This is a genomic window from Tardiphaga sp. 20_F10_N6_6 (assembly GCF_052076045.1).
Classification (GTDB): Bacteria; Pseudomonadota; Alphaproteobacteria; order Rhizobiales; family Xanthobacteraceae; genus Tardiphaga; species Tardiphaga robiniae.
Genome location: NZ_CP197239.1, coordinates 3,944,687 through 3,966,797 on the forward strand (window position 1 = coordinate 3,944,687; position 22,111 = coordinate 3,966,797).

Consider the following 22,111-nt stretch of genomic DNA (forward strand, 5'->3'; position numbering starts at 1 on the left):
GTTAGCTCCTCAAGAGATCGATGGTCATCGACACCATGGATCTCACTTGTTTGATGACCTGTAGGTTGGCCTCGAAGGACCGGTTGGTTTCCCGCATGTCGCCCATTTCAATCAACGAGTTCACATTGGGCAGCTTCACGTAACCGGTTGGATCGGCAGCCGGGTGGCCTGGCTCATAGTCCACGCGGAACGGCGCCTGATCGGTTCCGACATCCTTCACCTTGACCATGCGCACACCAGCGGCACGGTCCATCTCGGCTGTGAAGGTCGTGGTCTTGCGGCGATACGGATCCGAGCCTGGCGTGCGGCCGGTTGAATTGGCGTTAGCAAGGTTCTCCGACACGACGCGCAAGCGGGTCGACTGCGCTTCGAGGCCGGAACTTGCGATCTGAACAGATGCTTGTAACGGATCAATCATCGTCATTTCCCTCAGGTCTTCATGCTTGTCATGAACATGCGATGAAACGATTTGACGATCGCCGTATTCAGTGAATAGTCGCGATTGATATCGCCAGCCTTCAGCATCTCCTGCTCAAGGCTGACAGAGTTGCCGGAGTGCACGGTTTCCCAGCTCTTCTCCTTGCGCATGCCCTGGGCCTCAACTGAAGAACCGGTCGTGATATGCGCCGGTGACGTCACCGTCACGGGCACGACCTTCGATTCAATAATCTTGTTGAACGGCTCGATGTCCTGCGCGCGATAGCCCGGCGTGTTCGCATTGGCGACATTCGCCGAGATTGCGGACTGCCGCAGCGACAGCCATCGCTCATGCGATGAGGCAACATCGAAGAGATAGACGGGTCCCACTTATCCCCCAGGCAAACATGATTCCTTGATCATGGTTTACAAATGGAAACTTGTCCGAGGCTGGAGATGCGCATCACGACATGCGCGGAGCGCTTACGCGTTCGTCTTCTGCTTTCGCGAATGCAGGAAGTAGATGATTTCCGCGACAGGGCGGAAAAACTCCGACGGAATCATCTTGTCGATGTATGCGACATCATACATCGAGCGCGCCAGCATCTTGTCTTCCACCACCGGAACACCATTCTTCTCTGCGATTTCCCTGATCTTCAGCGCGATCAGGTCCTGCCCCTTTGCAAGCACCGTCGGCGCAGCGTCTTCGCCCTGCTTGTACTTCAGCGCAATCGCGTAATGCGTGGGGTTCGCGATCACCAGCGTGGCGCGCGGAACGGCCGCCAACATCGACTTGCGAGCGCGATCGCGTGCCAACGAACGCAACCGTGATTTGACGATCGGATCGCCTTCAGCCTGCTTGAACTCGTCCTTGATCTCCTGCTTCGTCATGCGCAGTTCGCGGCGCCAATGGAAGCGTGCCCAGACGAGATCGAGCGATACCAGGACAATGGTCGCAATGCTGATGGCGGAGACGAGCCGCATCGCGGTAGTCAGCACTAATTCCGGAACGGCCGCCGGATCGCTAAACAATGCATTCACGGCCACGGCCTCCTCAGCCCGCAGGACGATCATCACGACCAGACTGATAGCAACGAACTTGAAGACCGACTTTCCGAATTCCACACGTCCCTGCGCGCCGAAGATTCTGCCCCAACCTTTCGCTATTGAGATGCGCGAGGCTTCCGGCTGGATGCGATCGAACACAATTCGCGGTGCGTTCTGCAGGAAAGATGACGCCAGCCCGGCCAGCATCAGGACGATAACAATCGGAATAACCAGTCCCGCCGCACTCATACCGACCGCGGTGAGCAACTCAATAGCATCCGTTCCATTACGGATGCGGATGCCCGACGGATCGTCGATCAATCGGGCTAAAGTGAATGTCAGTTTTCTGACGTTGTCGGTGGTCAGAAAGCTTTGAATAATCAGCAGTGCGAGCATAGAGGCGAAAATCGGCGCTTCGCGCGAGACCGGGATTTGGCCCTTCTCGACGGAATCACGAACCTTCTTCTCTGTCGCCTCTTCGGTTTTACTGTCCTTATCGGGTTCGTCAGACACAATGCTCTATCTTCAGGTGAATACCGGCTGATCTTCTTGATCGGGGTTGAGTTCAATTTCGCCGCGTCCGGCCATATCGAGCGCAAGATCGGTAATGGCGCGCCGGGCATCCAGGATCTCGCGCTGATTGGCGGGGATACCGTTTGCCAGTTCGTGATCCACCAGACGACGGGTGCGTGAGGCGAGCGACGACAGAATGAGCTCGCGGAATGTCGTATCCGATCCCTTGAGCGCCATCACCACACGGTCCGTCGGCACCTGATCGAAGATCAGCATGCGTGCCTTGGCGGTCAGGTTCACGATGTCGTCGAAGGTAAACAGCATGCCCTTCAGAATCTCGGCCGACTTCGGCCGCGATTCGGTGAGGTTCTTCAGCGATTCCTCCATCTGCGTCCGCTCCATCTTGTTGATGATGTCAGCCATGCGCGGATAGGTGTCGGATGCCAGGTTCCGAGCGAAGTTGATCATGAAGTCTTCGTGCATCGTTTTCTCGATAATGCCCATGGCATCCTCGACAACCGGCTTGAGGCTAAGCATGCGCCGCATCAGGTCGTGCCGGATATCCGGCGGAAGATGACTCATCACGCGGGCAGCACATGCCGGCTTCACCCGCGAGAGAATGAGTGCAGCGGTTTGCGGATGCTCCTTGAGAAGATAGTTGGCGAGCAGGCTTTCCGAGACGAGAGAGATACGCTCCCAAACTGACTTGGTCTTGTTGCCCAGAACTTCGGAAATGATGTCAGTAATCTGTTCCGGCGGCAGCACGCCGTTGAGCAGCTTCTCCAGCTCACCGACAGTGCCGAAGATATTCGGACCTTCCGAGAAATTCTGAGCGAATTCCTCGATGATCGCCTCGAGCTCAGGCCCCGAGATGGGCTTGAGCTCAGCGGCAGCGCGCGTGACCAGTTTGATCTCTTCGGGATCGAACTCCCGAAGCAGGCCGCCCGAGAGCTCACGCCCCATGGCCAGCAAAAGAGCTGCCGCTTTCTCGGTACCACCCAGCGGTTTGATGCTGGTGCCGGCGCGCTTAGCAGGTGCATTGAATGCCATTAGAAATATCTCTTTGGGAAAATCTCTTTAAGCGTCCGGATCCCCGGCCGCTCCTCCGACGATTTCCGTCAGCGATACACCGAAACGCGAATTTTCGTCTTCCACGACCACGACCGCACCGCGCGCAACGATGCGTCCGTTGACGACGACTTCGACAGGCTCGCCCACACGGTGATCGAGCGGAATCACTGCGCCACGGCCAAGCTTCATCAGATCCGCGACCGGCATGGTGGCTGAGCCGAGCAGCACCTGCACGGTGACCGGGATGCGCAGGATAGGTTCAAGATTTGTCAGCCGGCTGGTTTCCTCGGCAGCGCGAGCCGCGAGATCTGCCAGTTTGCCGAACGACGCGCCGTCAGCCTTGAGCGGGTCGCTAGCTGTAGCGGTCGCTGCGCTTACTGGATCGATATCGAATGGTTGCTTCATATCCCCTGCCTTCTTGAAAACTCAGATCTTGGCCTAAGCCGGATTTTGTGCCGCAGTGCGAGTATCGATTTCCGCGATAGCCTTGCGCGCCTCATCTATTTTGTCGCCAAGCGCCTGAACCATTTGCCGTCCGTCCGAACTGAATTCGCGCACCATCAGCACCATGTCGTCCACCGTCTCATTGGTCTTGCCGACCACCGCGGTAAACTCTCCCTGATGCGCGCGCAACTTCACAAGCTCACGATGCATCTTGGTAACGCGGATGCTCGTGAAAAGCAGGGCTGCAAAAAGGATGATGTCAACGAGCGAGGATACCATCGATAAATTCCCGTTTTTGGTCGGCCGATTCCTTGACCTGCAGTGAATAGACGCCATTCATCTGGCCGAGCTGGCACCAGAACAGGCGTTGATCATTGCATTCGAGGCGAACCATCGTGTCCGGCGTGGCGTTAAGCTTGAGCACCTGGCCGACGTGAAATTTCGCGACCTCGCCGAGAGTAAACTGTCGCTCTTCGAGAACCGCCTTCAGAACGACTTCAGTCCGTTTGATCTCGCTGTGCAACTGACGGCTCCAGTTCGGATCGGTGGATGCCGACTCACCGGATACGATCTGCGACAGCGACTGCCGGATCGGATTAAGCGCTGCGTGCGGAATGACGATGAACATCTCGCCGCCGCGATCGAGACCCTGCAGCAGGATCTTCGCACACACGGCCATGTTGTTGAGGCGACCGATCGCAAGATAGTCCATGCGCGTCTCGACACGTTCCAGGTTGAACGCCACGTCGGAAGCGCGGTCGAATGACGCCTGCAACGCCTTGCCAAAGCGCTCGAACAGCGATTGCGCGACATGCAACTCCACATTCGAAAATACCCGCGGCATGTCCAGCGGCGGCTCCGCACCGTCGGCGCCGAACAGGAGCTCGATCATCGTGTAGACGAAATCGCGATCAAACCCGATCAGGATACGGGCGTCCCATGCTTGTGCATAGAAAACCGCGGCAATGGCTTCGCCCTCATAGCGATCGAGGATATCGGAGAGGCGATCACTGCCCACGCTGCTTAGCGAGAAATACGACTGCGAGGGCGACATGGATCGCAGGCTTTCGGCACAAAGATTCGTCATCTGGTCGAAAATCACATGCAGCATCGGCATGCGTTCGACGGAAATTCCGGCAGCCCCTAAAAGTTGATCTGATCCTTGATCTACGCGGCCTGACTTTACTTCTGACATCAGGCCCGTGCTCCCGCTTTCGCCGAGGATTCAGCAGGTGCCGCCTTCGCGGGACCGCCGGAGATGGTTTCGCTTTCGACGACATCAATCGACGGGCGTTCACCGGGGCCGATCATCTTGCGGCCGTGTTCGATCGCGATCTGCGGCAGGGCCCCGTTCATGAAGGCGAGCAGTGACTGCTTGACGATTACATACATCCGCGCGCGCTGCTCGCGCACCAGCTTGATCTTGTGGGCCAGCGGCGCGACAAGACCGTAGGACAAGAAGATGCCGGCGAATGTGCCGACCAGAGCTGCGCCGATGAAGCCGCCGAGCAATTTCGGGGATTGGTCGAGAGCGCCCATCGCCTTGATGACGCCGAGTACCGCGGCGACGATACCGAGCGCCGGCAGTCCTTCGGCCACCATCATCAGCGAGCCATATGGTTTCATCTTGCTGCGAATGATGGTTTCGATTTCCTCGTCCATCAGCGCTTCGATCTCATGCGGCCGCGCGCTGCCCATGATGATCAGGCGGAAGTAGTCGCAGATGAAGTGCAGAAGCGGCTCATTGGCGAGAACGGTCGGGAAGGCGGTGAATATTTCTGACGATGATGGATCGTCGATATGAGCTTCCACCTCGTTGCGACCCTTGTTTCGTACCTCGCGCATCAGAGAATGCAGAAGCCCGAGCAGATCGAGGTAATGGCGTTGCTTCGGCACTGCGACCGTCAATGCCTGCACGGTGGCGCGGCCGGTGTCGACCACGGTTTTCCAGGGATTCGCAATGACATAGGTGCCCAGCGACATCCCCATGATGATGACGAACTCCCAGGGCTGCCATATCACGCTGAGATGCCCGCCCATCGCGGTGAAGCCGCCGATCAGACTGGCGAGTGTGATAATGACGCCAAAGAGAATGCTCAAGCGCACCGCTCCAAATTGAGGATACGTTTCACTTAGGCAACGATGCTTGCACGAGGCTGACATCGGCCTGCGCCGGCCAGCCCCGCGCAAGCTTGTGCGGGGAGTTTGAGGCCAGTCTCGCCGCATGCGCCCGCAGACTGGGAACCCACTGCCGATGGTCTCGACAATCGCAAGCTACCAGTTGATCTCCAAGAATATCGTCAAATCGTTGCAGCAGACGATGGAGAAGCCGGACGTGTCGAAGGACACAGAATACTACCTGTCACACATCCGCGATGTGAATACGATCGACGAATTCATCGGCGACTATCGGTTGTTCAGCTATGCCATGAAGGCGTACGGGTTGAGCGACATGACCTATGCCAAGGCGTTCATGCGCAAGGTTCTTACGGAAGGTGTTGCCAGCTCGACCACATTCGCCAACAAGCTTTCCGACGCCCGCTACCGCGAATTCGCCACCGCATTCGACTTCGCCAAGCTGGGTGACCAGGCGACGAGCACGACCGCCGCACAGGTCGGCACCGTCGAGAAATACGTCCGGCAGCAACTCGAGGAAGACGCCGGATCGCAAAATGAAGGCGTTCGTCTGGCACTCTATTTCGAGCGCAAGGCGCCCAAGATCACCAGCATCTATCAGATTCTCGCTGATCCGGCGTTGATCAAGGTCGCCCAGATCGCGCTTGGCATCTCACCGATGACCTCGATGGCGGATGTCGACAAACAGGCGAATATGCTCAGCGCGAAAGTCGACATCGCGGATTTCCAGACACCCGAAAAGCTGCAGACGTTCCTGCAGCGTTTTTCGGTGATGTGGGAGATGGAGAACGGAACGTCCATCGCCCAATCGGCTTCAAGCACCCTTATCGCGCAGCCGCTCGAAATGGGCCTCAGCACGGACGTGCTGACCACCCTGCAGAACCTGAAAATCGGACGATAAAATGCAATCAGCGCTCTATGTCAGCCTCTCGGCCCAGGTCTCGCTTGAGAAGCGACTCGAAACCATTGCCAACAACATGGCCAATATGAAAACCGCCGCGTTCCGTGCCGACGCGGTGAAGTTCGAGACTGCAATGTCGCGCGCAGCAACGCAGGCGGTCGCGTTCTCCTCGCCCGGCGAAAACTTCATCTCGCGCAAGGAAGGCGCTATTACCCAGACCGGCAATACCCTGGACGTGGCGGTCACCGGGAATAGCATGGCCGCGTACCCCGGCGGCCCCGATCCCGGCCACACGACGTGGATGGCGTTTGCTGGGCCGAACGGCACCGTCTATACGCGCGATGGCCGCATGCAGATCGACATCAACGGGCAGCTTCAGACCCTCACCGGCTATCCAATCCTCGATTCTGGCGGCACGCCGATCATCGTCGATCCCGATGCTGGCCCGCTAACGATTGTGCGCGATGGCACCATTTCGCAGGGTCGCATCCAGGTCGGTCAGCTCGGCCTGTTCGATATCGCCCCGGACGCAAAGCTGGAACGATTCGGAACGTCGGGCGTGATTCCGAGCAAACCGGCGACCACCGCGCTCGATTTTGTCACGGTCGGCTTTCAGCAAGGCTATGTGGAAGGATCGAATGTCGATCCTCTGACAGAACTCACGCAGATGATGACCGCACAGCGCACCTTCCAGAGCGTCAGCTCATTGATCGACAATTCCGAAAGTACCATGCAGAACGCCATTCGCACGCTGGGCGATCCAAAAGCCTGATGCCTGATGTGACCGGCGGGAGAGCTCGATGAACGCGCTTGAAAAACTCGAATCGACCATCGCAACCCTGCGCCGGGACGTGCCCACGGTTCGTGTCGGTGGCATGGTGTCCGAGGTGACGCCGACGCATTTTCGCGTCTCCGGCCTGTCGCGCTATGTCAGGCTCGGTGAATTGATCGGACTGGAAATCGACAAGCAGGTTCATCTCGGTGAGGTCGTGCGGATCGATACTGACGGCGTAACGGCCAAACCGTTCGATTCCCACTTTGCTGCCGGCCTCGGCGTTCCCGCCTTCCGAATGCCTCCCAAGACGCTGTCTCCACATCCGGCCTGGAAAGGTCGCGTCATCAATGCCCTTGGTGAGCCACTGGATGGCGCCGGCGACATGCCGGTCGGCGAGCGCGAGATGCAAACGGATGCCAATCCCCCACCGGCGATGAGCCGCTCCCGCGTGAGCAAGCCGCTCCGCACCGGCGTCCGCGTCGTGGATCTCTTCACACCGCTCTGTATCGGCCAGCGCATCGGTATTTTCGCTGGTTCCGGCGTCGGCAAGACCACCCTTCTTTCGATGCTGGCACGCAGCGCCGGCTTCGACACGGTAGTCACTGCACTGGTCGGCGAGCGTGGACGAGAAGTACGTGAATTTCTCGAAGAATCGCTGGTCCATCACAAGACCCGCGCGATCACAGTCGTCTCGACGAGCGACGAAAGCCCGATGATGCGTCGACTGGCGCCGAAGACGGCGATGACCATCGCCGAATATTTCCGCGATCGCGGCGAATCGGTGCTGTTGATCGTCGATTCGGTAACGCGCTTCGCCCACGCATCCCGTGAAGTCGCGCTCGCTACCGGCGAGCCGGCGATCGCACGCGGCTATGCGCCGAGCGTCTTCAGCGAACTTCCGCGTCTGCTGGAGCGTTCGGGACCGGGCCTCGAAGGCCAAGGCTCCATTACGGGCGTGTTTGCCGTGCTGGTCGATGGTGACGATCACAACGAACCTGTGGCGGATACGGTGCGTGGTACACTGGACGGGCACATCATGCTCGACCGCGACGTCGCCGATCAGGGCCGCTATCCGGCCGTCAATGTGCTGTCATCGGTGTCGCGCCTCGGCCAGCATGTGTGGTCGCCGGAGGAAGCTAATCTGGTGCGTAAGCTGCGCGCCATGATCGCCCGCTTTGAGGACACCCGCGACCTTCGCCTGATGGGCGGCTATCAGCCCGGCCGCGACAGTGAACTCGATCAGGCCGTCCAGCTCGTGCCCAAGATCTACGACGTGCTGCAACAGCACCCGACCGACCCGTCCTGCGCCGAGCCGTTCCAGGAATTGCTCAGCGTGATCAAGACCGCAATCGGGTAACTGCGCTCCCGCGTTCTAGACACCCGGGATCGTATCGAGATTGGCTGCCGCAACGATCGCACCGGATCGCACAAGGCGCAGCGACTTCTGAATGTCGTCGTGAAAATATCGATCCTCGTCGAGATGGGCGACGTCTGCCCGGATCCGTGCGCGAACGTTTTCCAGACGATCGCTGGACTTGAGCGGCGCATGGAAATCACAGCCTTGCGCGCCCGCCAGCAGCTCGATGGCAATGACGGCCATCGCATTCTCGATCATCGGCAACAGCCGGCGCGCCGCATGGGCAGCCATCGAGACATGATCCTCCTGATTGGCCGATGTCGGAATCGAATCGACGCTGGCCGGATAAGCCCGCTGCTTGTTCTCAGATACCAGCGCCGCGGCCGTCACTTGCGCGATCATGAAGCCGGAATTAAGCCCCGGCTTCGGTGTCAGGAACGCGGGCACACCGGATAACACCGGATCCACCAGCATGGCGATCCGGCGCTCTGAGATCGATCCGATCTCACAGATCGCAAGCGCCATCATATCCGCCGCAAAGGCAACCGGCGCTGCATGGAAATTGCCACCGGAGATCGCGATATCGTCCTCGGCAAAGACCAGAGGATTGTCAGAGACGCCATTCGCTTCGGTGAGAAGTGTGGTGGCCACCTGTCGCAAAAGGTCCAGCGCGGCGCCCATCACCTGCGGCTGACAGCGGAGGCAATAAGGATCCTGAACACGGACGTCGCCGGTGCGGTGCGACTCGCGAATCGCGCTGCCGGCGAGAAGTTCCTTCAATGCCTGGGCCGAAGCGATCTGCCCTTCATGTTTGCGCAGTTGATGGATGCGTGGATCGAACGGCGTATCCGAGCCACGCGCGGCATCGGTGGACAAGGCACCACTGACGAGTGCTGTCTTGAAAAGAATTTCAGCCTCGAACAATCCCGCAAGTGCATAGGCCGTCGAGAACTGCGTGCCATTCAGCAGTGCCAGTCCCTCCTTGGCCTGCAGCTCGATCGGCTGCAGACCCGCACTGGCGAGCGCCTCCGTCGACGGCAGTCGCCCGGACGTCGTCAGCGCCTCGCCGACGCCGATCATGACCGACGCCATATGCGCGAGCGGGGCCAGATCGCCGGAAGCACCGACTGATCCCTGCGCGGGCACGATGGGCGTGATGTCATCCGCAATCATGGCGCTGAGCAACTGGACCGTCTCCATGCGGACGCCGGAGAAACCCTGTGCCAGGCTCGCAAGCTTGAGGCACATCATCAGCCGCACCACCGGCGCTGGCGCTGGATCGCCGACGCCCACGCAATGTGACAGCACGATGTTTTTCTGGAGGGCCGTGATGCTTTCGGCTTCTATGCCGACATGTGCAAGCTTTCCGAAGCCTGTATTGATGCCATAGACGGGTTCGCCCTTGGCGACGATCCGGGCAACTGCCGCAACACTGGCATTGATGCGGGGAATACAGCTCTCATCGAGAACTGGTACTGCCCCCCGATAGATCGACCGCCAGTCCGCCAGCGTCACCGTACCCGGTGTGAATCGCATCGTCATTAAAGTGTCTCCAGGCCATCCGTAGATGGCCCAAGGCAACACATTCAACGCTGCGCTTCAATGTTTGCGCGCAACAGAAAGGCCAGCCTTGCGGCTGGCCTTTCAGCTGATCGACAGTCAGATCGTGCGCTGCGACGTGCGACGCAGCGTCACGTTTGCCTTATGGCTTCCAGCCGCCGCCCGGCAGATTGCCGTGATAGGGCGTGTTGCGGCAGTGGCCCCAAGGACCGCGCCAGTAACCGGGAGGGCAGCCGTTCCCCATTACGGGAGCTTCCTGATAGTAGCCGCCCGGGAGTGGGCCGTAATAAGGTGTATAGCGGCAGCCACCATAGGGACCCCGCCAGCCGTTCGGACCGCAACCACCCGCAACCGGGATCACGTGCGCTTCGACAGCGATGCTCTGGCCCATCATCGGCGCAGCACTTGCCTGCGTCGAGACGATGAACATGGCGACGAGACATGCCGCCATCATGTGCAGAATTTTGGTCATTCTATTCCTCTCGATGAGTTGAAGATCACTCGGCCCCGACGAAAGCGTCTTCGCCTTGCCGCGCGATGCGCAACCCGAAGATGCATTGGTCTTCATTCTGCTTAGAGGCACCAGATACCATTGGCAATTCCGTTCTATCAATGCACCGGCACAACCCGTTCGGTTAGTTATCCGCCCGTTAAGAACGGCGAACGGAGCTCCCGCGCGAAGTACTTCATCAGTGTAGTTCCCTTTAAACGAAGATGCAGCGACGTGTTGGAGCTATTCCAGAGACCGGAACCCGGCATCCGATCCCGCTGCGATCGAAGTGCTGCGACACGAGCGACTTCAATTGCCGCAAGGCCTTTGCATGATAGCTGAGTTGCGTGGAGCTCGGTTCTCGCGCTACCACGGGCCGCCGCGCAATCGCTTGATGAAAGACACCCGTGCTACCCTGGAAACTGATCGATACGACCGAAGTCCCCGGCGGCGGCGTGCCGCTGCGCCTGATGCAGCGCGGGCAAGAGTTCACCATCAAGCTCGGCCAGAACGAGTTAATGAGCAGTCGGCTGTTCGGCTCCGAGGAAGCGCTGGCGACACTCACCTGCTTTCGCCTCAAGGATATGAAGGCGCCGCGGCTTTTGATCGGCGGCTATGGCATGGGCTTTACATTGCGCGCTGCGCTAAAGGTGCTCGGCCCGAAGGCGAAGATCACCGTGGTCGAACTGGTGCCCGCGATCGTCGCCTGGGCGCGTGGCCCAATGGCCGAGCTGTCTGGCGACAGCCTGAGTGATGAGCGCGTGGAGATTGTCGAGGGCGATGTCGTTAAAGCGATCGCTGGTGCACGCGGCAAATATGATGCGATCCTGCTCGACGTCGATAACGGGCCCGAAGGCCTGACGCGAAAATCGAACGATGCGCTCTATGACCTGAAAGGGTTGCGCGCGGCCCAGGCCGCGCTCAGTCCGGGCGGCGTACTAGCCGTCTGGTCGTCATTTCCATATGACAAATTCACGGAGCTCCTCGGCAAGGCAGGCTTCAACGCCGAGGAAATCAAGATCCGCGCCACCGGCACACGCGGTGGCGCCCGTCATGTCATCTGGCTGGCGACGAAGCCAAAAACATAGCCGTCGCCGCCACGAAGATGGGTTTTAATAGGCAACCGAACGCCGACTGCGGCGCGGTTCACTATAGGGCTGCGGGCTGAACGCCAGACGCGGATTGACGATGCAGTCGACGCCGCGACCCGATGCGGTGGCCTGGCACGCTTCATAGCTCGGATAGGAGCAATCGGTCCCAAAAGCCTGCGATTGGATGCAATAGGGATAGGCCGGGGCGGCAGCTGCAGGGCTGGAAGCCATGGCCGAAACACCACCAACAGCCAACACGGCCAGCATCAGATTGCGCATCACGTCTTCTCCTCCGCGGCAGCGGTCCTGTGACATCCCCAGAAAGCAACAGAGCCTGCGGATGAACGTTCCCGCAAGCTCCGGTACATCCCGGTCTTGTGATCACGCGCTTATACTGGCGGAATCACAAGGGTTAGACACCATAGTGCCGCATGGGTTCATTCGACCTTAAGGCCCGCAGCCTTGACCACTTTCTCCCACTTCTCGGTCTCCGCGACGATCATCTTACCGAAGGCTTCCGGCGGTCCGATCAGCGGTTCGCCGCCGAGATCGATCAGCTTGGCCTTGACGGCCGGATCCGCCAGCACCGCATTAACGTCCGCGTTGAGCTTGGCGATAATCTCCGGCGGCGTCTTCTTCGGCGCACCCATGCCGAACAGAGCGCTGGCCTCATACCCCGGCACGGTTTCCGCGACGGTCGGCACATCGGGCAACAGCGACGACTTCTCGGTGGTCGTCACCGCCAGCGCACGAAGGCTGCCCGAGCGGATATGCTGGATGATTGACGGCATATTGTCGAAGATCACCTGGACCTGACCGCCGAGCATGTCGGTGATCGCCGGCGCAGCACCGCGATAGGGCACATGCTGCATCTTGGCGCCTGACAGCATCATGAACATCTCACCGGACAGATGCACCGAGGTGCCGTTGCCCGACGACGCCATGTTCACCTTGCCCGGATTGGCCTTCACATAGGCGATGAATTCCCCGACGGTCTTCGCCGTGATGTCCTTGTTGACGGTCATCACATTGGCGGTGCGATGGAAGGCGGCGACAGGCGCGATATCACGCACGAAATTGAAGCTCAGCTTCCCATAAAGCGTGGCGTTGATGTAGTTCGCCGGATTGACCAGCAGGATCGTGTAGCCGTCGGGTTCTGCATTCACGACAGATTCGGTGCCGATATTGTTGCCCGCGCCCGGCTTGTTTTCGACGACGAATTGCTGACCGGTTCGCTCGGATAGCTTCTGCCCGATCAGGCGAGCCAGAATATCGGTTGCACCGCCAGCAGGATAGCCGACGACAAAGCGAACCGGCCGCGTCGGATAATCCACGGCCAGCGCCGAGCTGACCGGAACGAGAGCGGTTGCAGTAAAAGCAGAAAAGCCAAGCGCAATCAGACCGATCGCGGCACGACGTGACGTCATATTTTATTCCCTCCGGCTGCCGCAACTTTGCGCGCGGTCAGCGTGTGTTGAATTGACAACGGCCGTATCTACCAAACAATTCAACTATCGGCCAGTGCGACACTACTGCGGCACCAGCCCAAAGAAACGTCAAGGCAACGCCAAGGACCATTTCATGTCCCTCACCGTCACGGCCCTCGATCATCTCGTCCTGAATGTCACTGACGTCCAACGCTCAGCCACCTGGTATCAACGCGTCCTGGGCATGGAGGTGAAGGTGTTCGATCCCGGTCCGGGCAAGTTGCCGCGCACATCGGTGAGTTTTGGCGTGCAAAAGATCAATCTGCGGCCGATCGGCGCCGATAAGGTCGAGTGGTTCACGGCGGATCATGAGATGGCCGGCAGTGACGACCTCTGTTTTCTCACTGCATCACCGCCCGACGCCGTAGTTGCGCATCTCGGCGCTTGCGATGTTGCTATCGAGGAAGGCCCGGTGGCCAAACAGGGAGCGCGCGGCACCTTGCGCTCGGTCTATTGCCGGGATCCCGATGGCAGCCTGATTGAAATTTCGTCTTACGAAATAGGCTGATCCTGCACGCGTTGCGGTTTGCGCACCGCCGCCGCTGATGGCACAACATCTTCCGTAAAAACAAGAATAAGAAAGCCGCACCCGCGTAAGCGGTCGCTCCGGCGGCTTTCGACGGAGGATGCATGCCCCACCCCGTGACGAATCCCGCCATGATTCCCGGTTCGATCGGCCCGTTCGACGGCATGGACGTGCCGTGGCTGCTGCGCATGCACGCCGAGACGCGTCGCGATCGCCCTTTCATCATCTGGTCGCCATTCGATGCGCCGGCGCGGCCATGGACCTATGGCGAATTTCACGAGCGCGTCGGGGCACTTTCCGCAGGCCTTGCCCAACGCGGCATCGTCCAGGGCGACTATGTGCTGATCCATCTCGACAACTGCGTCGAGATGCTGCTGGCCTGGTTCGCCTGCGTCGAACTCGGCGCCATCGCCGTCACCACGAATACCCGCTCGTCGGCTGCGGAGATCGAATATTTCGCCGATCATTGCGGCGCCGTCGCCGCCATCACCCAGCCATCCTATGCCGAGCTCGTCGTCGCCAATTGCCGCAAACTGCGCTGGATCGCGGTGACGTCGCACAACACCGGCGCGTCGGCCGACGGCCATGCGGTGGGCAAGGCTGAGCGGTTCGAATCCCTGTTCGCTGACAGCGCCGATCGTCCGCGACGCCCGGTCGACCCTTGGGCGCATTGTAGCGTCCAGTATACGTCAGGCACCACATCGCGGCCCAAAGCGGTGCTGTGGACCCATGCCAATGCGCTGTGGGGCGGCAAGGTGAATGCTGCGCATCAGGACCTCCATGCGTTCGATACTCATATGACTTATCTGCCGCTGTTTCATACCAATGCGCTGGCCTATTCGATGCTGTCGACGTTGTGGGTCGGTGCCTCCCTCGTGCTTCAGCCGCGTTTTTCCGCGCGCCGGTTCTGGAACGTAGCGCTCGAACATCGCGCGACCTGGCTGTCGACGATCCCGTTCTGCATGAAGGCGCTGCTCGAGCACGACGTGCCGAAGCATCATCACTTCCGTCTGTGGGGAGCCTCGTTCTGCGATCCGCCGGCCTTCGCCAAATTCGGCGTCAAGATTATCGGCTGGTGGGGCATGACCGAGACCATCACCCACGGCATTATTGGCGAGGTCGACCAGCCCAATACGCCGATGGCCATCGGCCGCGCCGCAACCGAATATGGCATCCGCGTCACCAATGACGACGGCACGCCGACCGCCGTGGGCGAGACCGGCAATCTCACGATCAAGGGCATTCCCGGCCTGTCGCTGTTCAAGGAGTATCTGCACAACGAAGCTGCGACCTCAGACAGTTTCGACACCAACGGCCTCTTCATCACTGGCGACCGCGTCACGCTACTCGAGCGCGGCTATATCAAGTTTGGTGACCGTGCGAAGGACATGCTGAAAGTTGGCGGCGAGAACGTTGCCGCGTCCGAGATCGAGCAAGTCGTCATCACGGTGCCCGGCGTTCGCGAGGCGGCCGTCGTCGGCAAGAAACATCCGATGCTGGATGAAGTGCCGGTGGTTTTCATCATCCCGCATGCCGGCGTGGCGCAGGCGCCACCCGCGCTGCATGACAATGTCATGGCGGCCTGCAAGAGCGGGCTGGCGGATTTCAAAGTGCCCCGCGAAATCCATTTCGTGGACGAGATGCCACGTTCAACTCTCGAGAAAGTCGCCAAGGCCGAGTTGCGCAAGCTGCTGGCCTGAGGCGAACGGCGCTTACGCGCCGAGCGCCACCGGGCGGAACACCTGCAGCAATTGCTGGTCGATCTTGTCGCCCATCTGCTCCATGATCTCGAATGCCTTGGCATGCGTGAAGGCCATGCGATAGGCGCGCCGCTCCACCAGAGCCGCATGGATGTCGACGATGGTCATCAGGCGCACGATGTCGCTGATCTGGTCGCCGGCCAGCGCATCGGGGTAGCCACTGCCATCTAGGAATTCGTGGTGATGCAGCACCACGTCGAGCATCTCGCGCGGAAAGCTGCCCTGCGCCACCAGCGCTTCGAAGCCGAGACGCGGATGTTTGCGCATCTCGAGCGTCTCGTCCTCGGTGAGCTTGCCCGGCTTGTCCAGAATCGACACCGGGATAAACGCCTTGCCCACGTCGTGCACGAGAGCTGCGCGCGTGAGACGGCGCTGATCTTCGTCGCGCATGCCGAGATGCTGCGCAAAGGCCACCGCGAACCCCGTCACGAACAGGCAGTGACGATAGCTGTGATTGTGATGACGGCCGACGGCGGCCAGCCATTCGCGCAGCGATGTGCGCTTGATGGCCTTCAGAATCTGGTTCTCGGCCTGCATCACGTCGTTGAAGGTGAGCGGAACGCCAGCGGGCAGCTTCTCGAAGATCTTGACCATTACCGCATGCGCCGCCTCGACACCGCGATTCAGCGCCTTGCCGCGGGCGGAGAAGTCCTCGTCATGCGGGTTCGGAAACGCGGCGCGGATACGCTGCATGATGCCACGTGCATCGAACGGCCGCGCGATCGTATCGGTGGCGCCGAGCGCCCAGGCCTGCATGGATCCGTGATGCAGCGAGTCGGCCAGCACGAACAGGCGCGGTATCGCTTCATAGGATTTGTGGCGCAGTTTGTTGCGCACGCGCTGCACGGCCTCTGCCGAGCGCAGATTGATATCGACCACGATACCCGACAGCTCGCTCGGCGGCGTCTCCGGAATGGCTGACGTTGGGACAACATCGACTTCGCCGACCTTCTGCAGGATATCGACGAGTTCGCTGCTGTGATCGCTGCGGTCCGATGCCAGAAGCAGTCGGCGGCGCGCCGGCGATTGGTTGACTGAAGCGGTCATATGCCCTCGATCTATTGCGGCGAACGGGCCGCAAGCAGGACATACATACCTTGGAACAGGGTTCTTGAAGCTTAATGGGTATTGTTAATGCTTCCTGATCGCCCCCCGGAAGGTTTCATTCCGGCGGATAGCACTATCAGTCGGTTAGGGCTTTCGCGAAAACTTTAAGCAATGCCGCCTTGCGCCGGAATCCGATCCGGAAAACAATCGCGCCATGAAGACCATCAGGTTCATCCTCGGCGTCGCGACCGCCCTCGCCGTCACGGTTCCAGCCCACGGGCAGCCCGCCGGGACGAGGCCCGATCTGCCATTCACGGCAACCCTTTCGAACGCCACCCCGCTGGCTTTTGGGATGGCGGCGGATGACGCCGCCCGTATCTTGGGCACCCCGCTAACCTATGTCAGCGGCCGACCGGGCGATGAGATCTATCTGGCGATCCGCACCTTCGGCGGCAGCGGCTTCTTCGACCGCCGCGACCGCCTCTATCTCCAGTTTCGCAAGGGACGCCTGACCGGCTGGAAGGGCGACTGGGGCCGGCATTGGATGTGGCAGTAGCCGCTTTGTGAGTAGACCCGTGCTGTCGCCCGCGCCAAACAGACCTCACCCCTTAACAACGATATGGAATACCTCGTGGGACAAGACATCACGCTGACTGCATCTGACGGCTTCAAACTCGGCGCCTACCGCACCCAGCCTGAGGGCAAGCCCAAGGGCGCCGTGGTGGTGATCCAGGAGATCTTCGGCGTAAACGACCACATCCGCACGGTCTGCGATCGCTTCGCTGTGCAAGGCTATGTGGCGGTGGCGCCGTCGATCTTCGATCGCACCGAACCCAACTTCCAGTCCGGTTATTCGCCCGAGGAAATCGCCATCGCGCGCAAGTTCGTTGCTAATCCGGATTGGCCCGCGATGCTGCGCGATACCCAGGCCGCCATCGATTCAGTTGGAGATATCGGCAATGTCGGCATCATCGGCTTTTGCCTCGGCGGCAGCGTTGCCTTCGCCGCCGCCACGAAGCTGACCGGCCTCAGCGCCGCCATTGGCTATTACGGCGGCGCCGTGGTGCGCTTTGCCGACGACAAGCCGACCGTCCCGACGCAGCTGCATTTCGGCGAAAAGGATCACGGCATTCCGCTGTCGGACGTCGAGACCATCCGCGCCAAGCGGCCGGATGTGGAGATCTTCGTCTATGACGGTGCCGAACACGGCTTCAATTGCGATCAGCGCGCCAGCTACAACAAAGCCAGCGCGGATGTTGCGAGAGAACGGAGCCTCGCGTTCCTCGCGAAGCATCTGAAGTAAGCCGCCGCCCTCTCCACGTCATTGCCGGGCTTGACCCGGCAATCCACCTTTGCGGCACCAACAGGCGCTTGGGCAAAGCTGAATACCCGGGTCAAGCCCGGGTATGACGACTGAGAGGGAGCAGCCTCGATCTTTCCCTGCCAGTCGGGAGAGATTGGAACATCACTCGCCCTTCACGCCCGCTGTCTTTGCCACCGTCGCCCAGCGATCGAAATCGCGGCGCAGGCTCTTCTCGAAAGATTCGGGGCTGTCTCCGACCGGAACGAGATTGACCGCCTGCAGGCCGGCGGTCCCCTCCGGCGAATTGATGATGCGACCGAGCTCGGCCGACAGTTTGCTCACAATGTCCTTCGGCGTCGCTGCTGGCACGAAGACGCCGACCCAGCCTTCAGCCTCGAAACCGGGATAGCCGAGTTCGGCCATGGTCTGCACGTTCGGCAGCTTGGGCTTGCGTTTCTCGCCGCCCACCGCGAGCGGACGGATCTTGCCGGCTTCGAGCTGCGGACCGGCCGTGGTGAAGTCGAGGAAGGCCGCCGTGACCTGATTGCCGAGCAAGTCGTTCAAGAGCGGCGCGGCGCCACGATACGGCACATGGGTCATATCAATGCCGGTGTTCTTCTTCAGAAGCTCGCCATAAAGATGCGACGTCGTGGCATTGCCAAAAGTGCCGTACGGATATTTTCCGGGACTGGATTTGGCAAGATCGACCAGTTCCTTCACCGACTTCATCGGCTGCGCTTCGGGCACGACGAGCACGATCGGCGAGATCGCGACCTGCGTGACGGGCGCGAGATCCTTGAACGCATCGTAGGGCAATTTCGACATCAGGCTCGGCGCCTGGATGATCTGCGTGATTGCGATCAGCACCGTGTAGCCATCGCCAGGAGCCTTGGCAGCGAAATCGTTGCCGATCACGCCACCGGCGCCCGGCTTGTTCTCGACGGTGACGGTCTGTTTCCAGGATTCTTGCAGCTTCTGCGCAAGTAGGCGCGCCGCGACATCGGTCGCACCGCCGGGCGCATAGGGTACGACGAAAGTGATGCGCCTATCGGGATAGGATTGCGCGGTCTGCGCAAATGCTTGCGAAGACAGCGCCGCTCCCAGCGCCACGATGGCTGCCAGAGTGACGCCGCGCATCACGTTGACCGACGGACTGGTCTTCATCTCTTCTCCCCCTGATATCCATATGTGCCGACATGGCGGCGCATTTTCAGCGAGTTGGCCTCGCTTGATCATTGCTACAGGGCGGGAGACGATTCTGATACAGAGCAACGCGTATCCTGACGCCAATGCGCCGATACATCGCAGCCAATTTCATCGCGGGAAAGCGCGTCTATTCCGTGAAGCGGAGAAAATCGCGTGTGAGGTGATGACCGCGATCGATGCGTGCGATCAGAACCAGCGCTCGCTGACCAGCACCGTATCACCGGGATTGATCGGCGTGCCCAATGGCACCACGGCGCGGTACGAGCCCTCGACGGTGGTATGGGTCAGCGTGACTTCATCACGCTTGGCGCGGGGCGAGAAGCCGCCGGCAATGGCGATCGCGCTCTCGACGCTCATATTGGGCACGTAGGGATACTGCCCAGGAGCGGCAACTTCACCGAGGATGAAGAACGGACGGTAGGCTTCGATTTCGACAGCCACCGACGGCTCGCGAATGAAGCCATTGCGCAGGCGGCCGGTGATGCTCGCAGCCAGGGCAGCGGGCGTCATGCCGCGCGCCGGCACGCGGCCGATCAGCGGCATGGTGATCGCGCCACCGGCATCGATGGCGTAGGAATTGGTGAGACCTTCCTGGCCGTAAACCACGACGCGCAGCTTGTCGCCGGCATCGAGCTTGTACTGCGCATCATAGGTCGAGACCGGGGGAGCATAAGCAACCGGCACTGCTGCCGGCCCGTAACCCGGGCGGCCATAAGCTAGCGTGTCGAGATCGGCAGCCGGCGCGACCACTGCGACAGGGCCGGGTCTGCGCATGCAACCGGACAGAGCCAGCGCGGCAACCGCGACAATCATGGGCAGACGAAACGCGCGGGCAAACGACACTGGACTCATCCCTCATAGAGACAGCTTCGGTTTTGGCCTCTTATGGTTAAAATTCCGTTGTCGTCGCCGTCCACCAGGCAGCGAGAAGCCCGCCCTCGGGAATATCCGAAAGCGGGCTTTTGACGTTGTTTATCTACACTTAGCCGTAGTCAGCTCAGGCCGTGACGCCGACCCCGATCGGGCACGACACGCCGGTGCCGCCGAGACCGCAATAGCCGCCGGGATTCTTCGCCAGATACTGCTGGTGATAGTCCTCGGCGAAGTAGAACTTCCCGGCCGGCGCGATCTCGGTGGTGATGGTGCCGAGGCCCTTCGCCGACAGTGCCTTCTGATACGCCGCCTTCGACGCTGCGACGGCATCGCGCTGTGCATCGCTGAAGGTGTAGATCGCGGAACGATACTGCGAGCCGATGTCGTTGCCCTGACGCATGCCCTGGGTCGGATCGTGGCTCTCCCAGAACGTCTTCAGCAACTGCTCGTAAGAAATCTTCTTCGGATCGAACGCCACCAGCACCGCTTCGGTGTGACCGGTACGGCCCGAGCAGGTCTCTTCATAGGTCGGGTTCGGCGTGAAGCCGCCGGCATAGCCGACCGCGGTCGTATAGATGCCGTCGCCGAGCTCCCAGAACTTGCGCTCAGCACCCCAGAAGCAACCGAGCCCGAACACCGCCCGCTCAACTCCTTCTGGATAGGGCGGCTGGATGTTACTGCCATTGACGAAGTGATGCTTGGTAGTGGGGATCGGCGTATCGCGACCGGGCAGTGCTTCGGCGGCGGTCGGCAATGCAGCGGTCTTGCGCATGAACAGCATGGATCATCTCCCGGCGCGCTCGCGAACGAAGTGGACTCCGGTTCGCTGGACGAACGCGCAGATCTGGGGGCCAACAGCACCCGCGAGGCAGAACCGGATTCACTCCTGCCGCGCGGCGTATCTCAGGTGGCAATATAGGTATCTACGAGGGAAACGGCAGGTGTGTTACGTCGTCGAGCGCCGTTCAATTCCGCGAATAGCCGATCAACGGCTTGCTTGGCCGAAACAACAGCATCAGCACGATGCCGAGCACGCCCATGACGGCCCAGGCCGGCTGGTTGAGCAGCAATTTGAGAAGCCCGCTGAGGAACGGCGCATTGGCATCGACCATCGCCTGGAAGGAACGCTGGCTGGCCTGGTTGATGTCGTTCCAGAACTCCCCGAGCCGGGTCAGCCGCAGCGCTTGATCGGCAATCGAGCGCGCCCCATCATAGACTAGGAACACGAACCCACCGGCCAGCAATAACAGCCCTATCAGGCGGAAAAACCCGCGGATCATCCGAATCCCCTCATCGCTCTCACCCCCGGCAATACCGGGCAAACCCGAGAAATTCAACCTCATCAGCAACTTAACCGCCACTCTGCGGCTGTTTTTCGTCTAAAGGCGCAGCCGGAAGGCGTTGACGGTGGAAATCGGGCACTCTATAAGGAGCGCCAATGGCGGTGGGCGCAATCCCGCCGCCGCTGTTCTTTGAGCGGCGCGCCCCGTGAGTTTCGAAACGCGTGAGCTTTGCCGCTCCGGGGATAGCATTTTCAGGAACACCCCGGAAACAGATCAGCGTTGGCCGCAGTCGAGCGGCAGACGTCAATCAGCCCGGCGCCCGAGACGGGACGCTGCTGAAGGATAGTGAGATATGGCCAATACGACCTCCGCCAAGAAGGCGACGCGCAAGATTGCCCGCCGCACCATCGTCAACAAGTCCCGCCGCACCCAGATGCGCGGTGCAGTCCGCACCGTCGAGGCGGCGATCAAGAGCGGCGACCGCGAAGCGGCGCTGAAGGCGATGAAGCTCGCCGAGCCCGAACTGATGAAGGCTGCTCAGCGCAACCTCGTTCACAAGAATCTCGCAAGCCGCAAGGTCTCGCGTCTCGTCCATCAGATCGCGAAGCTCGCGCAGTAATCTGACGACAACATTCTTTCCAAAAAGCCCGGCTGCACGCCGGGCTTTTTTTATGCCGCAATGCGTTCGCGCTATCGCGTCACAAATTCTGATGAAGCGCAAAGACCGCCGCGCGCTTGCGCGATGCGCGTCTCGTCATGTCTCTTCAACGGCACAGCCGGAACGCACAACGCATCACACCGAGTGCCAATCCGCGTTATCGCTT

General features: G+C 60.3%; 26 protein-coding genes. 9 read left to right on the top strand and 17 right to left on the bottom strand.

From position 1 onward, the window contains the following. Position 1: 1 nt before the first annotated feature. From flgC to motA, 8 genes are all read right to left on the bottom strand, one after another. The gene (flgC, locus tag AB7813_RS18970) at positions 2 to 418 is read right to left on the bottom strand and encodes a flagellar basal body rod protein FlgC (RefSeq protein WP_089263697.1); all 417 of its coding nucleotides are present in this window, start codon (positions 416 to 418) and stop codon (positions 2 to 4) included. Between the two features lie 11 nt (positions 419 to 429). Then, entirely contained in the window at positions 430 to 807 is a 378-nt protein-coding gene (gene flgB / locus AB7813_RS18975; protein ID WP_092141368.1) for a flagellar basal body rod protein FlgB, read from the bottom strand. A 93-nt stretch (positions 808 to 900) separates the two neighbouring features. After that, a complete protein-coding gene (gene flhB, locus AB7813_RS18980) occupies positions 901 to 1,977 on the bottom strand; it encodes a flagellar biosynthesis protein FlhB (RefSeq protein WP_093757675.1) in 1,077 nt (358 codons plus the stop codon). Between the two features lie 12 nt (positions 1,978 to 1,989). Next, on the bottom strand, positions 1,990 to 3,027 hold the full coding sequence (locus AB7813_RS18985) for a flagellar motor switch protein FliG (RefSeq protein ID WP_093757676.1): 1,038 nt from the start codon (positions 3,025 to 3,027) through the stop codon (positions 1,990 to 1,992). Between the two features lie 27 nt (positions 3,028 to 3,054). Then, on the bottom strand, positions 3,055 to 3,453 hold the full coding sequence (gene fliN / locus AB7813_RS18990; protein WP_175369216.1) for a flagellar motor switch protein FliN: 399 nt from the start codon (positions 3,451 to 3,453) through the stop codon (positions 3,055 to 3,057). 33 nt (positions 3,454 to 3,486) lie between these two features. Then, the gene (locus AB7813_RS18995) at positions 3,487 to 3,771 is read right to left on the bottom strand and encodes a hypothetical protein (RefSeq protein ID WP_093757678.1); all 285 of its coding nucleotides are present in this window, start codon (positions 3,769 to 3,771) and stop codon (positions 3,487 to 3,489) included. Beyond that, positions 3,752 to 4,687, bottom strand: a complete 936-nt coding sequence (locus tag AB7813_RS19000) for a FliM/FliN family flagellar motor switch protein (protein WP_309941909.1) — start codon at positions 4,685 to 4,687, stop codon at positions 3,752 to 3,754. The genes AB7813_RS18995 and AB7813_RS19000 overlap by 20 nt, the downstream gene beginning before the upstream one ends. After that, positions 4,687 to 5,592 carry a flagellar motor stator protein MotA gene (gene motA / locus AB7813_RS19005; protein ID WP_256461226.1) on the bottom strand — a complete coding sequence of 302 codons (906 nt, stop codon included), beginning with the start codon at positions 5,590 to 5,592 and terminating at the stop codon, positions 4,687 to 4,689. The genes AB7813_RS19000 and motA overlap by 1 nt, the downstream gene beginning before the upstream one ends. A gap of 154 nt (positions 5,593 to 5,746) precedes the next feature. On the opposite strand from motA, the gene AB7813_RS19010 reads away from it, so the two are divergent. From AB7813_RS19010 to fliI, 3 genes are read left to right on the top strand one after another with little or no spacing between them, the layout of a single operon-like run. Beyond that, positions 5,747 to 6,529, top strand: a complete 783-nt coding sequence (locus tag AB7813_RS19010; RefSeq protein ID WP_439065326.1) for a DUF1217 domain-containing protein — start codon at positions 5,747 to 5,749, stop codon at positions 6,527 to 6,529. Between the two features lies 1 nt (position 6,530). Next, positions 6,531 to 7,301: a flagellar basal-body rod protein FlgF gene (gene flgF / locus AB7813_RS19015; RefSeq protein ID WP_093757679.1), complete on the top strand. Its 771-nt coding sequence runs from the start codon at positions 6,531 to 6,533 to the stop codon at positions 7,299 to 7,301. 28 nt (positions 7,302 to 7,329) lie between these two features. Then, the gene (fliI, locus tag AB7813_RS19020) at positions 7,330 to 8,661 is read left to right on the top strand and encodes a flagellar protein export ATPase FliI (RefSeq protein ID WP_089263423.1); all 1,332 of its coding nucleotides are present in this window, start codon (positions 7,330 to 7,332) and stop codon (positions 8,659 to 8,661) included. A gap of 15 nt (positions 8,662 to 8,676) precedes the next feature. Here the strand turns inward: fliI and hutH are convergent, their stop codons facing one another. Both hutH and AB7813_RS19030 read right to left on the bottom strand, forming a co-directional pair. Then, the gene (gene hutH, locus AB7813_RS19025; protein WP_441228260.1) at positions 8,677 to 10,203 is read right to left on the bottom strand and encodes a histidine ammonia-lyase; all 1,527 of its coding nucleotides are present in this window, start codon (positions 10,201 to 10,203) and stop codon (positions 8,677 to 8,679) included. Positions 10,204 to 10,363: 160 nt separating this feature from the next. Next, the gene (locus AB7813_RS19030) at positions 10,364 to 10,693 is read right to left on the bottom strand and encodes a GCG_CRPN prefix-to-repeats domain-containing protein (RefSeq protein WP_231078751.1); all 330 of its coding nucleotides are present in this window, start codon (positions 10,691 to 10,693) and stop codon (positions 10,364 to 10,366) included. Between the two features lie 425 nt (positions 10,694 to 11,118). Between AB7813_RS19030 and AB7813_RS19035 the strand changes: the two genes are divergently transcribed. Next, complete coding sequence (locus AB7813_RS19035; protein WP_439083845.1) at positions 11,119 to 11,799, top strand: spermidine synthase; 681 nt, start codon at positions 11,119 to 11,121, stop codon at positions 11,797 to 11,799. A 24-nt stretch (positions 11,800 to 11,823) separates the two neighbouring features. On the opposite strand, the gene AB7813_RS19040 is transcribed toward AB7813_RS19035, so the two are convergent. Further along, positions 11,824 to 12,081 (bottom strand): DUF3551 domain-containing protein, encoded by a 258-nt coding sequence (locus AB7813_RS19040; protein ID WP_309941896.1) that lies wholly within the window; start codon positions 12,079 to 12,081, stop codon positions 11,824 to 11,826. A 158-nt stretch (positions 12,082 to 12,239) separates the two neighbouring features. Further along, the gene (locus tag AB7813_RS19045) at positions 12,240 to 13,229 is read right to left on the bottom strand and encodes a Bug family tripartite tricarboxylate transporter substrate binding protein (protein ID WP_089263420.1); all 990 of its coding nucleotides are present in this window, start codon (positions 13,227 to 13,229) and stop codon (positions 12,240 to 12,242) included. A gap of 154 nt (positions 13,230 to 13,383) precedes the next feature. On the opposite strand from AB7813_RS19045, the gene AB7813_RS19050 reads away from it, so the two are divergent. Together AB7813_RS19050 and AB7813_RS19055 are read left to right on the top strand one after the other, a co-directional pair. Then, the gene (locus tag AB7813_RS19050; protein ID WP_089263419.1) at positions 13,384 to 13,797 is read left to right on the top strand and encodes a VOC family protein; all 414 of its coding nucleotides are present in this window, start codon (positions 13,384 to 13,386) and stop codon (positions 13,795 to 13,797) included. 122 nt (positions 13,798 to 13,919) lie between these two features. Beyond that, positions 13,920 to 15,515 (top strand): AMP-binding protein, encoded by a 1,596-nt coding sequence (locus AB7813_RS19055; RefSeq protein ID WP_439065328.1) that lies wholly within the window; start codon positions 13,920 to 13,922, stop codon positions 15,513 to 15,515. Between the two features lie 12 nt (positions 15,516 to 15,527). On the opposite strand, the gene AB7813_RS19060 is transcribed toward AB7813_RS19055, so the two are convergent. Continuing rightward, positions 15,528 to 16,622 (bottom strand): HD-GYP domain-containing protein, encoded by a 1,095-nt coding sequence (locus AB7813_RS19060; RefSeq protein WP_089263417.1) that lies wholly within the window; start codon positions 16,620 to 16,622, stop codon positions 15,528 to 15,530. A 214-nt stretch (positions 16,623 to 16,836) separates the two neighbouring features. On the opposite strand from AB7813_RS19060, the gene AB7813_RS19065 reads away from it, so the two are divergent. Continuing rightward, positions 16,837 to 17,178 carry a hypothetical protein gene (locus AB7813_RS19065; RefSeq protein ID WP_093757685.1) on the top strand — a complete coding sequence of 114 codons (342 nt, stop codon included), beginning with the start codon at positions 16,837 to 16,839 and terminating at the stop codon, positions 17,176 to 17,178. A gap of 75 nt (positions 17,179 to 17,253) precedes the next feature. Next, positions 17,254 to 17,925 carry a dienelactone hydrolase family protein gene (locus AB7813_RS19070; protein ID WP_120288071.1) on the top strand — a complete coding sequence of 224 codons (672 nt, stop codon included), beginning with the start codon at positions 17,254 to 17,256 and terminating at the stop codon, positions 17,923 to 17,925. Positions 17,926 to 18,087: 162 nt separating this feature from the next. Here the strand turns inward: AB7813_RS19070 and AB7813_RS19075 are convergent, their stop codons facing one another. The 4 genes from AB7813_RS19075 to AB7813_RS19090 form a co-directional block, all read right to left on the bottom strand. Beyond that, positions 18,088 to 19,089: a Bug family tripartite tricarboxylate transporter substrate binding protein gene (locus AB7813_RS19075; protein ID WP_093757686.1), complete on the bottom strand. Its 1,002-nt coding sequence runs from the start codon at positions 19,087 to 19,089 to the stop codon at positions 18,088 to 18,090. 228 nt (positions 19,090 to 19,317) lie between these two features. Then, positions 19,318 to 19,983 carry a polysaccharide biosynthesis/export family protein gene (locus tag AB7813_RS19080; protein ID WP_439065329.1) on the bottom strand — a complete coding sequence of 222 codons (666 nt, stop codon included), beginning with the start codon at positions 19,981 to 19,983 and terminating at the stop codon, positions 19,318 to 19,320. Between the two features lie 145 nt (positions 19,984 to 20,128). Further along, positions 20,129 to 20,785 (bottom strand): peptide-methionine (S)-S-oxide reductase MsrA, encoded by a 657-nt coding sequence (gene msrA / locus AB7813_RS19085; RefSeq protein WP_439065330.1) that lies wholly within the window; start codon positions 20,783 to 20,785, stop codon positions 20,129 to 20,131. A gap of 184 nt (positions 20,786 to 20,969) precedes the next feature. Next, positions 20,970 to 21,284, bottom strand: a complete 315-nt coding sequence (locus AB7813_RS19090; RefSeq protein WP_068729932.1) for a hypothetical protein — start codon at positions 21,282 to 21,284, stop codon at positions 20,970 to 20,972. Positions 21,285 to 21,639: 355 nt separating this feature from the next. On the opposite strand from AB7813_RS19090, the gene rpsT reads away from it, so the two are divergent. After that, positions 21,640 to 21,906 carry a 30S ribosomal protein S20 gene (gene rpsT / locus AB7813_RS19095; RefSeq protein ID WP_068729934.1) on the top strand — a complete coding sequence of 89 codons (267 nt, stop codon included), beginning with the start codon at positions 21,640 to 21,642 and terminating at the stop codon, positions 21,904 to 21,906. Positions 21,907 to 22,111: the final 205 nt, after the last annotated feature.

Coding starts and splice junctions, on each gene's coding strand:
- fliN (WP_175369216.1), bottom strand. CDS start 3,453: ATGAAGCAACCATTCGATATCGATCCAGTAAGCGCAGCGACCGCTACA.
- flgC (WP_089263697.1), bottom strand. CDS start 418: ATGATTGATCCGTTACAAGCATCTGTTCAGATCGCAAGTTCCGGCCTC.
- AB7813_RS18985 (WP_093757676.1), bottom strand. CDS start 3,027: ATGGCATTCAATGCACCTGCTAAGCGCGCCGGCACCAGCATCAAACCG.
- AB7813_RS19060 (WP_089263417.1), bottom strand. CDS start 16,622: ATGACCGCTTCAGTCAACCAATCGCCGGCGCGCCGCCGACTGCTTCTG.
- AB7813_RS19000 (WP_309941909.1), bottom strand. CDS start 4,687: ATGTCAGAAGTAAAGTCAGGCCGCGTAGATCAAGGATCAGATCAACTT.
- AB7813_RS19075 (WP_093757686.1), bottom strand. CDS start 19,089: ATGAAGACCAGTCCGTCGGTCAACGTGATGCGCGGCGTCACTCTGGCA.
- fliI (WP_089263423.1), top strand. CDS start 7,330: ATGAACGCGCTTGAAAAACTCGAATCGACCATCGCAACCCTGCGCCGG.
- AB7813_RS19045 (WP_089263420.1), bottom strand. CDS start 13,229: ATGACGTCACGTCGTGCCGCGATCGGTCTGATTGCGCTTGGCTTTTCT.
- AB7813_RS19010 (WP_439065326.1), top strand. CDS start 5,747: ATGGTCTCGACAATCGCAAGCTACCAGTTGATCTCCAAGAATATCGTC.
- AB7813_RS19030 (WP_231078751.1), bottom strand. CDS start 10,693: ATGACCAAAATTCTGCACATGATGGCGGCATGTCTCGTCGCCATGTTC.
- AB7813_RS19090 (WP_068729932.1), bottom strand. CDS start 21,284: ATGATCCGCGGGTTTTTCCGCCTGATAGGGCTGTTATTGCTGGCCGGT.
- AB7813_RS19080 (WP_439065329.1), bottom strand. CDS start 19,983: ATGAGTCCAGTGTCGTTTGCCCGCGCGTTTCGTCTGCCCATGATTGTC.
- msrA (WP_439065330.1), bottom strand. CDS start 20,785: ATGCTGTTCATGCGCAAGACCGCTGCATTGCCGACCGCCGCCGAAGCA.
- AB7813_RS18995 (WP_093757678.1), bottom strand. CDS start 3,771: ATGGTATCCTCGCTCGTTGACATCATCCTTTTTGCAGCCCTGCTTTTC.
- rpsT (WP_068729934.1), top strand. CDS start 21,640: ATGGCCAATACGACCTCCGCCAAGAAGGCGACGCGCAAGATTGCCCGC.
- hutH (WP_441228260.1), bottom strand. CDS start 10,203: ATGACGATGCGATTCACACCGGGTACGGTGACGCTGGCGGACTGGCGG.
- flgF (WP_093757679.1), top strand. CDS start 6,531: ATGCAATCAGCGCTCTATGTCAGCCTCTCGGCCCAGGTCTCGCTTGAG.
- AB7813_RS19050 (WP_089263419.1), top strand. CDS start 13,384: ATGTCCCTCACCGTCACGGCCCTCGATCATCTCGTCCTGAATGTCACT.
- AB7813_RS19065 (WP_093757685.1), top strand. CDS start 16,837: ATGAAGACCATCAGGTTCATCCTCGGCGTCGCGACCGCCCTCGCCGTC.
- AB7813_RS19040 (WP_309941896.1), bottom strand. CDS start 12,081: ATGCGCAATCTGATGCTGGCCGTGTTGGCTGTTGGTGGTGTTTCGGCC.
- AB7813_RS19055 (WP_439065328.1), top strand. CDS start 13,920: ATGCCCCACCCCGTGACGAATCCCGCCATGATTCCCGGTTCGATCGGC.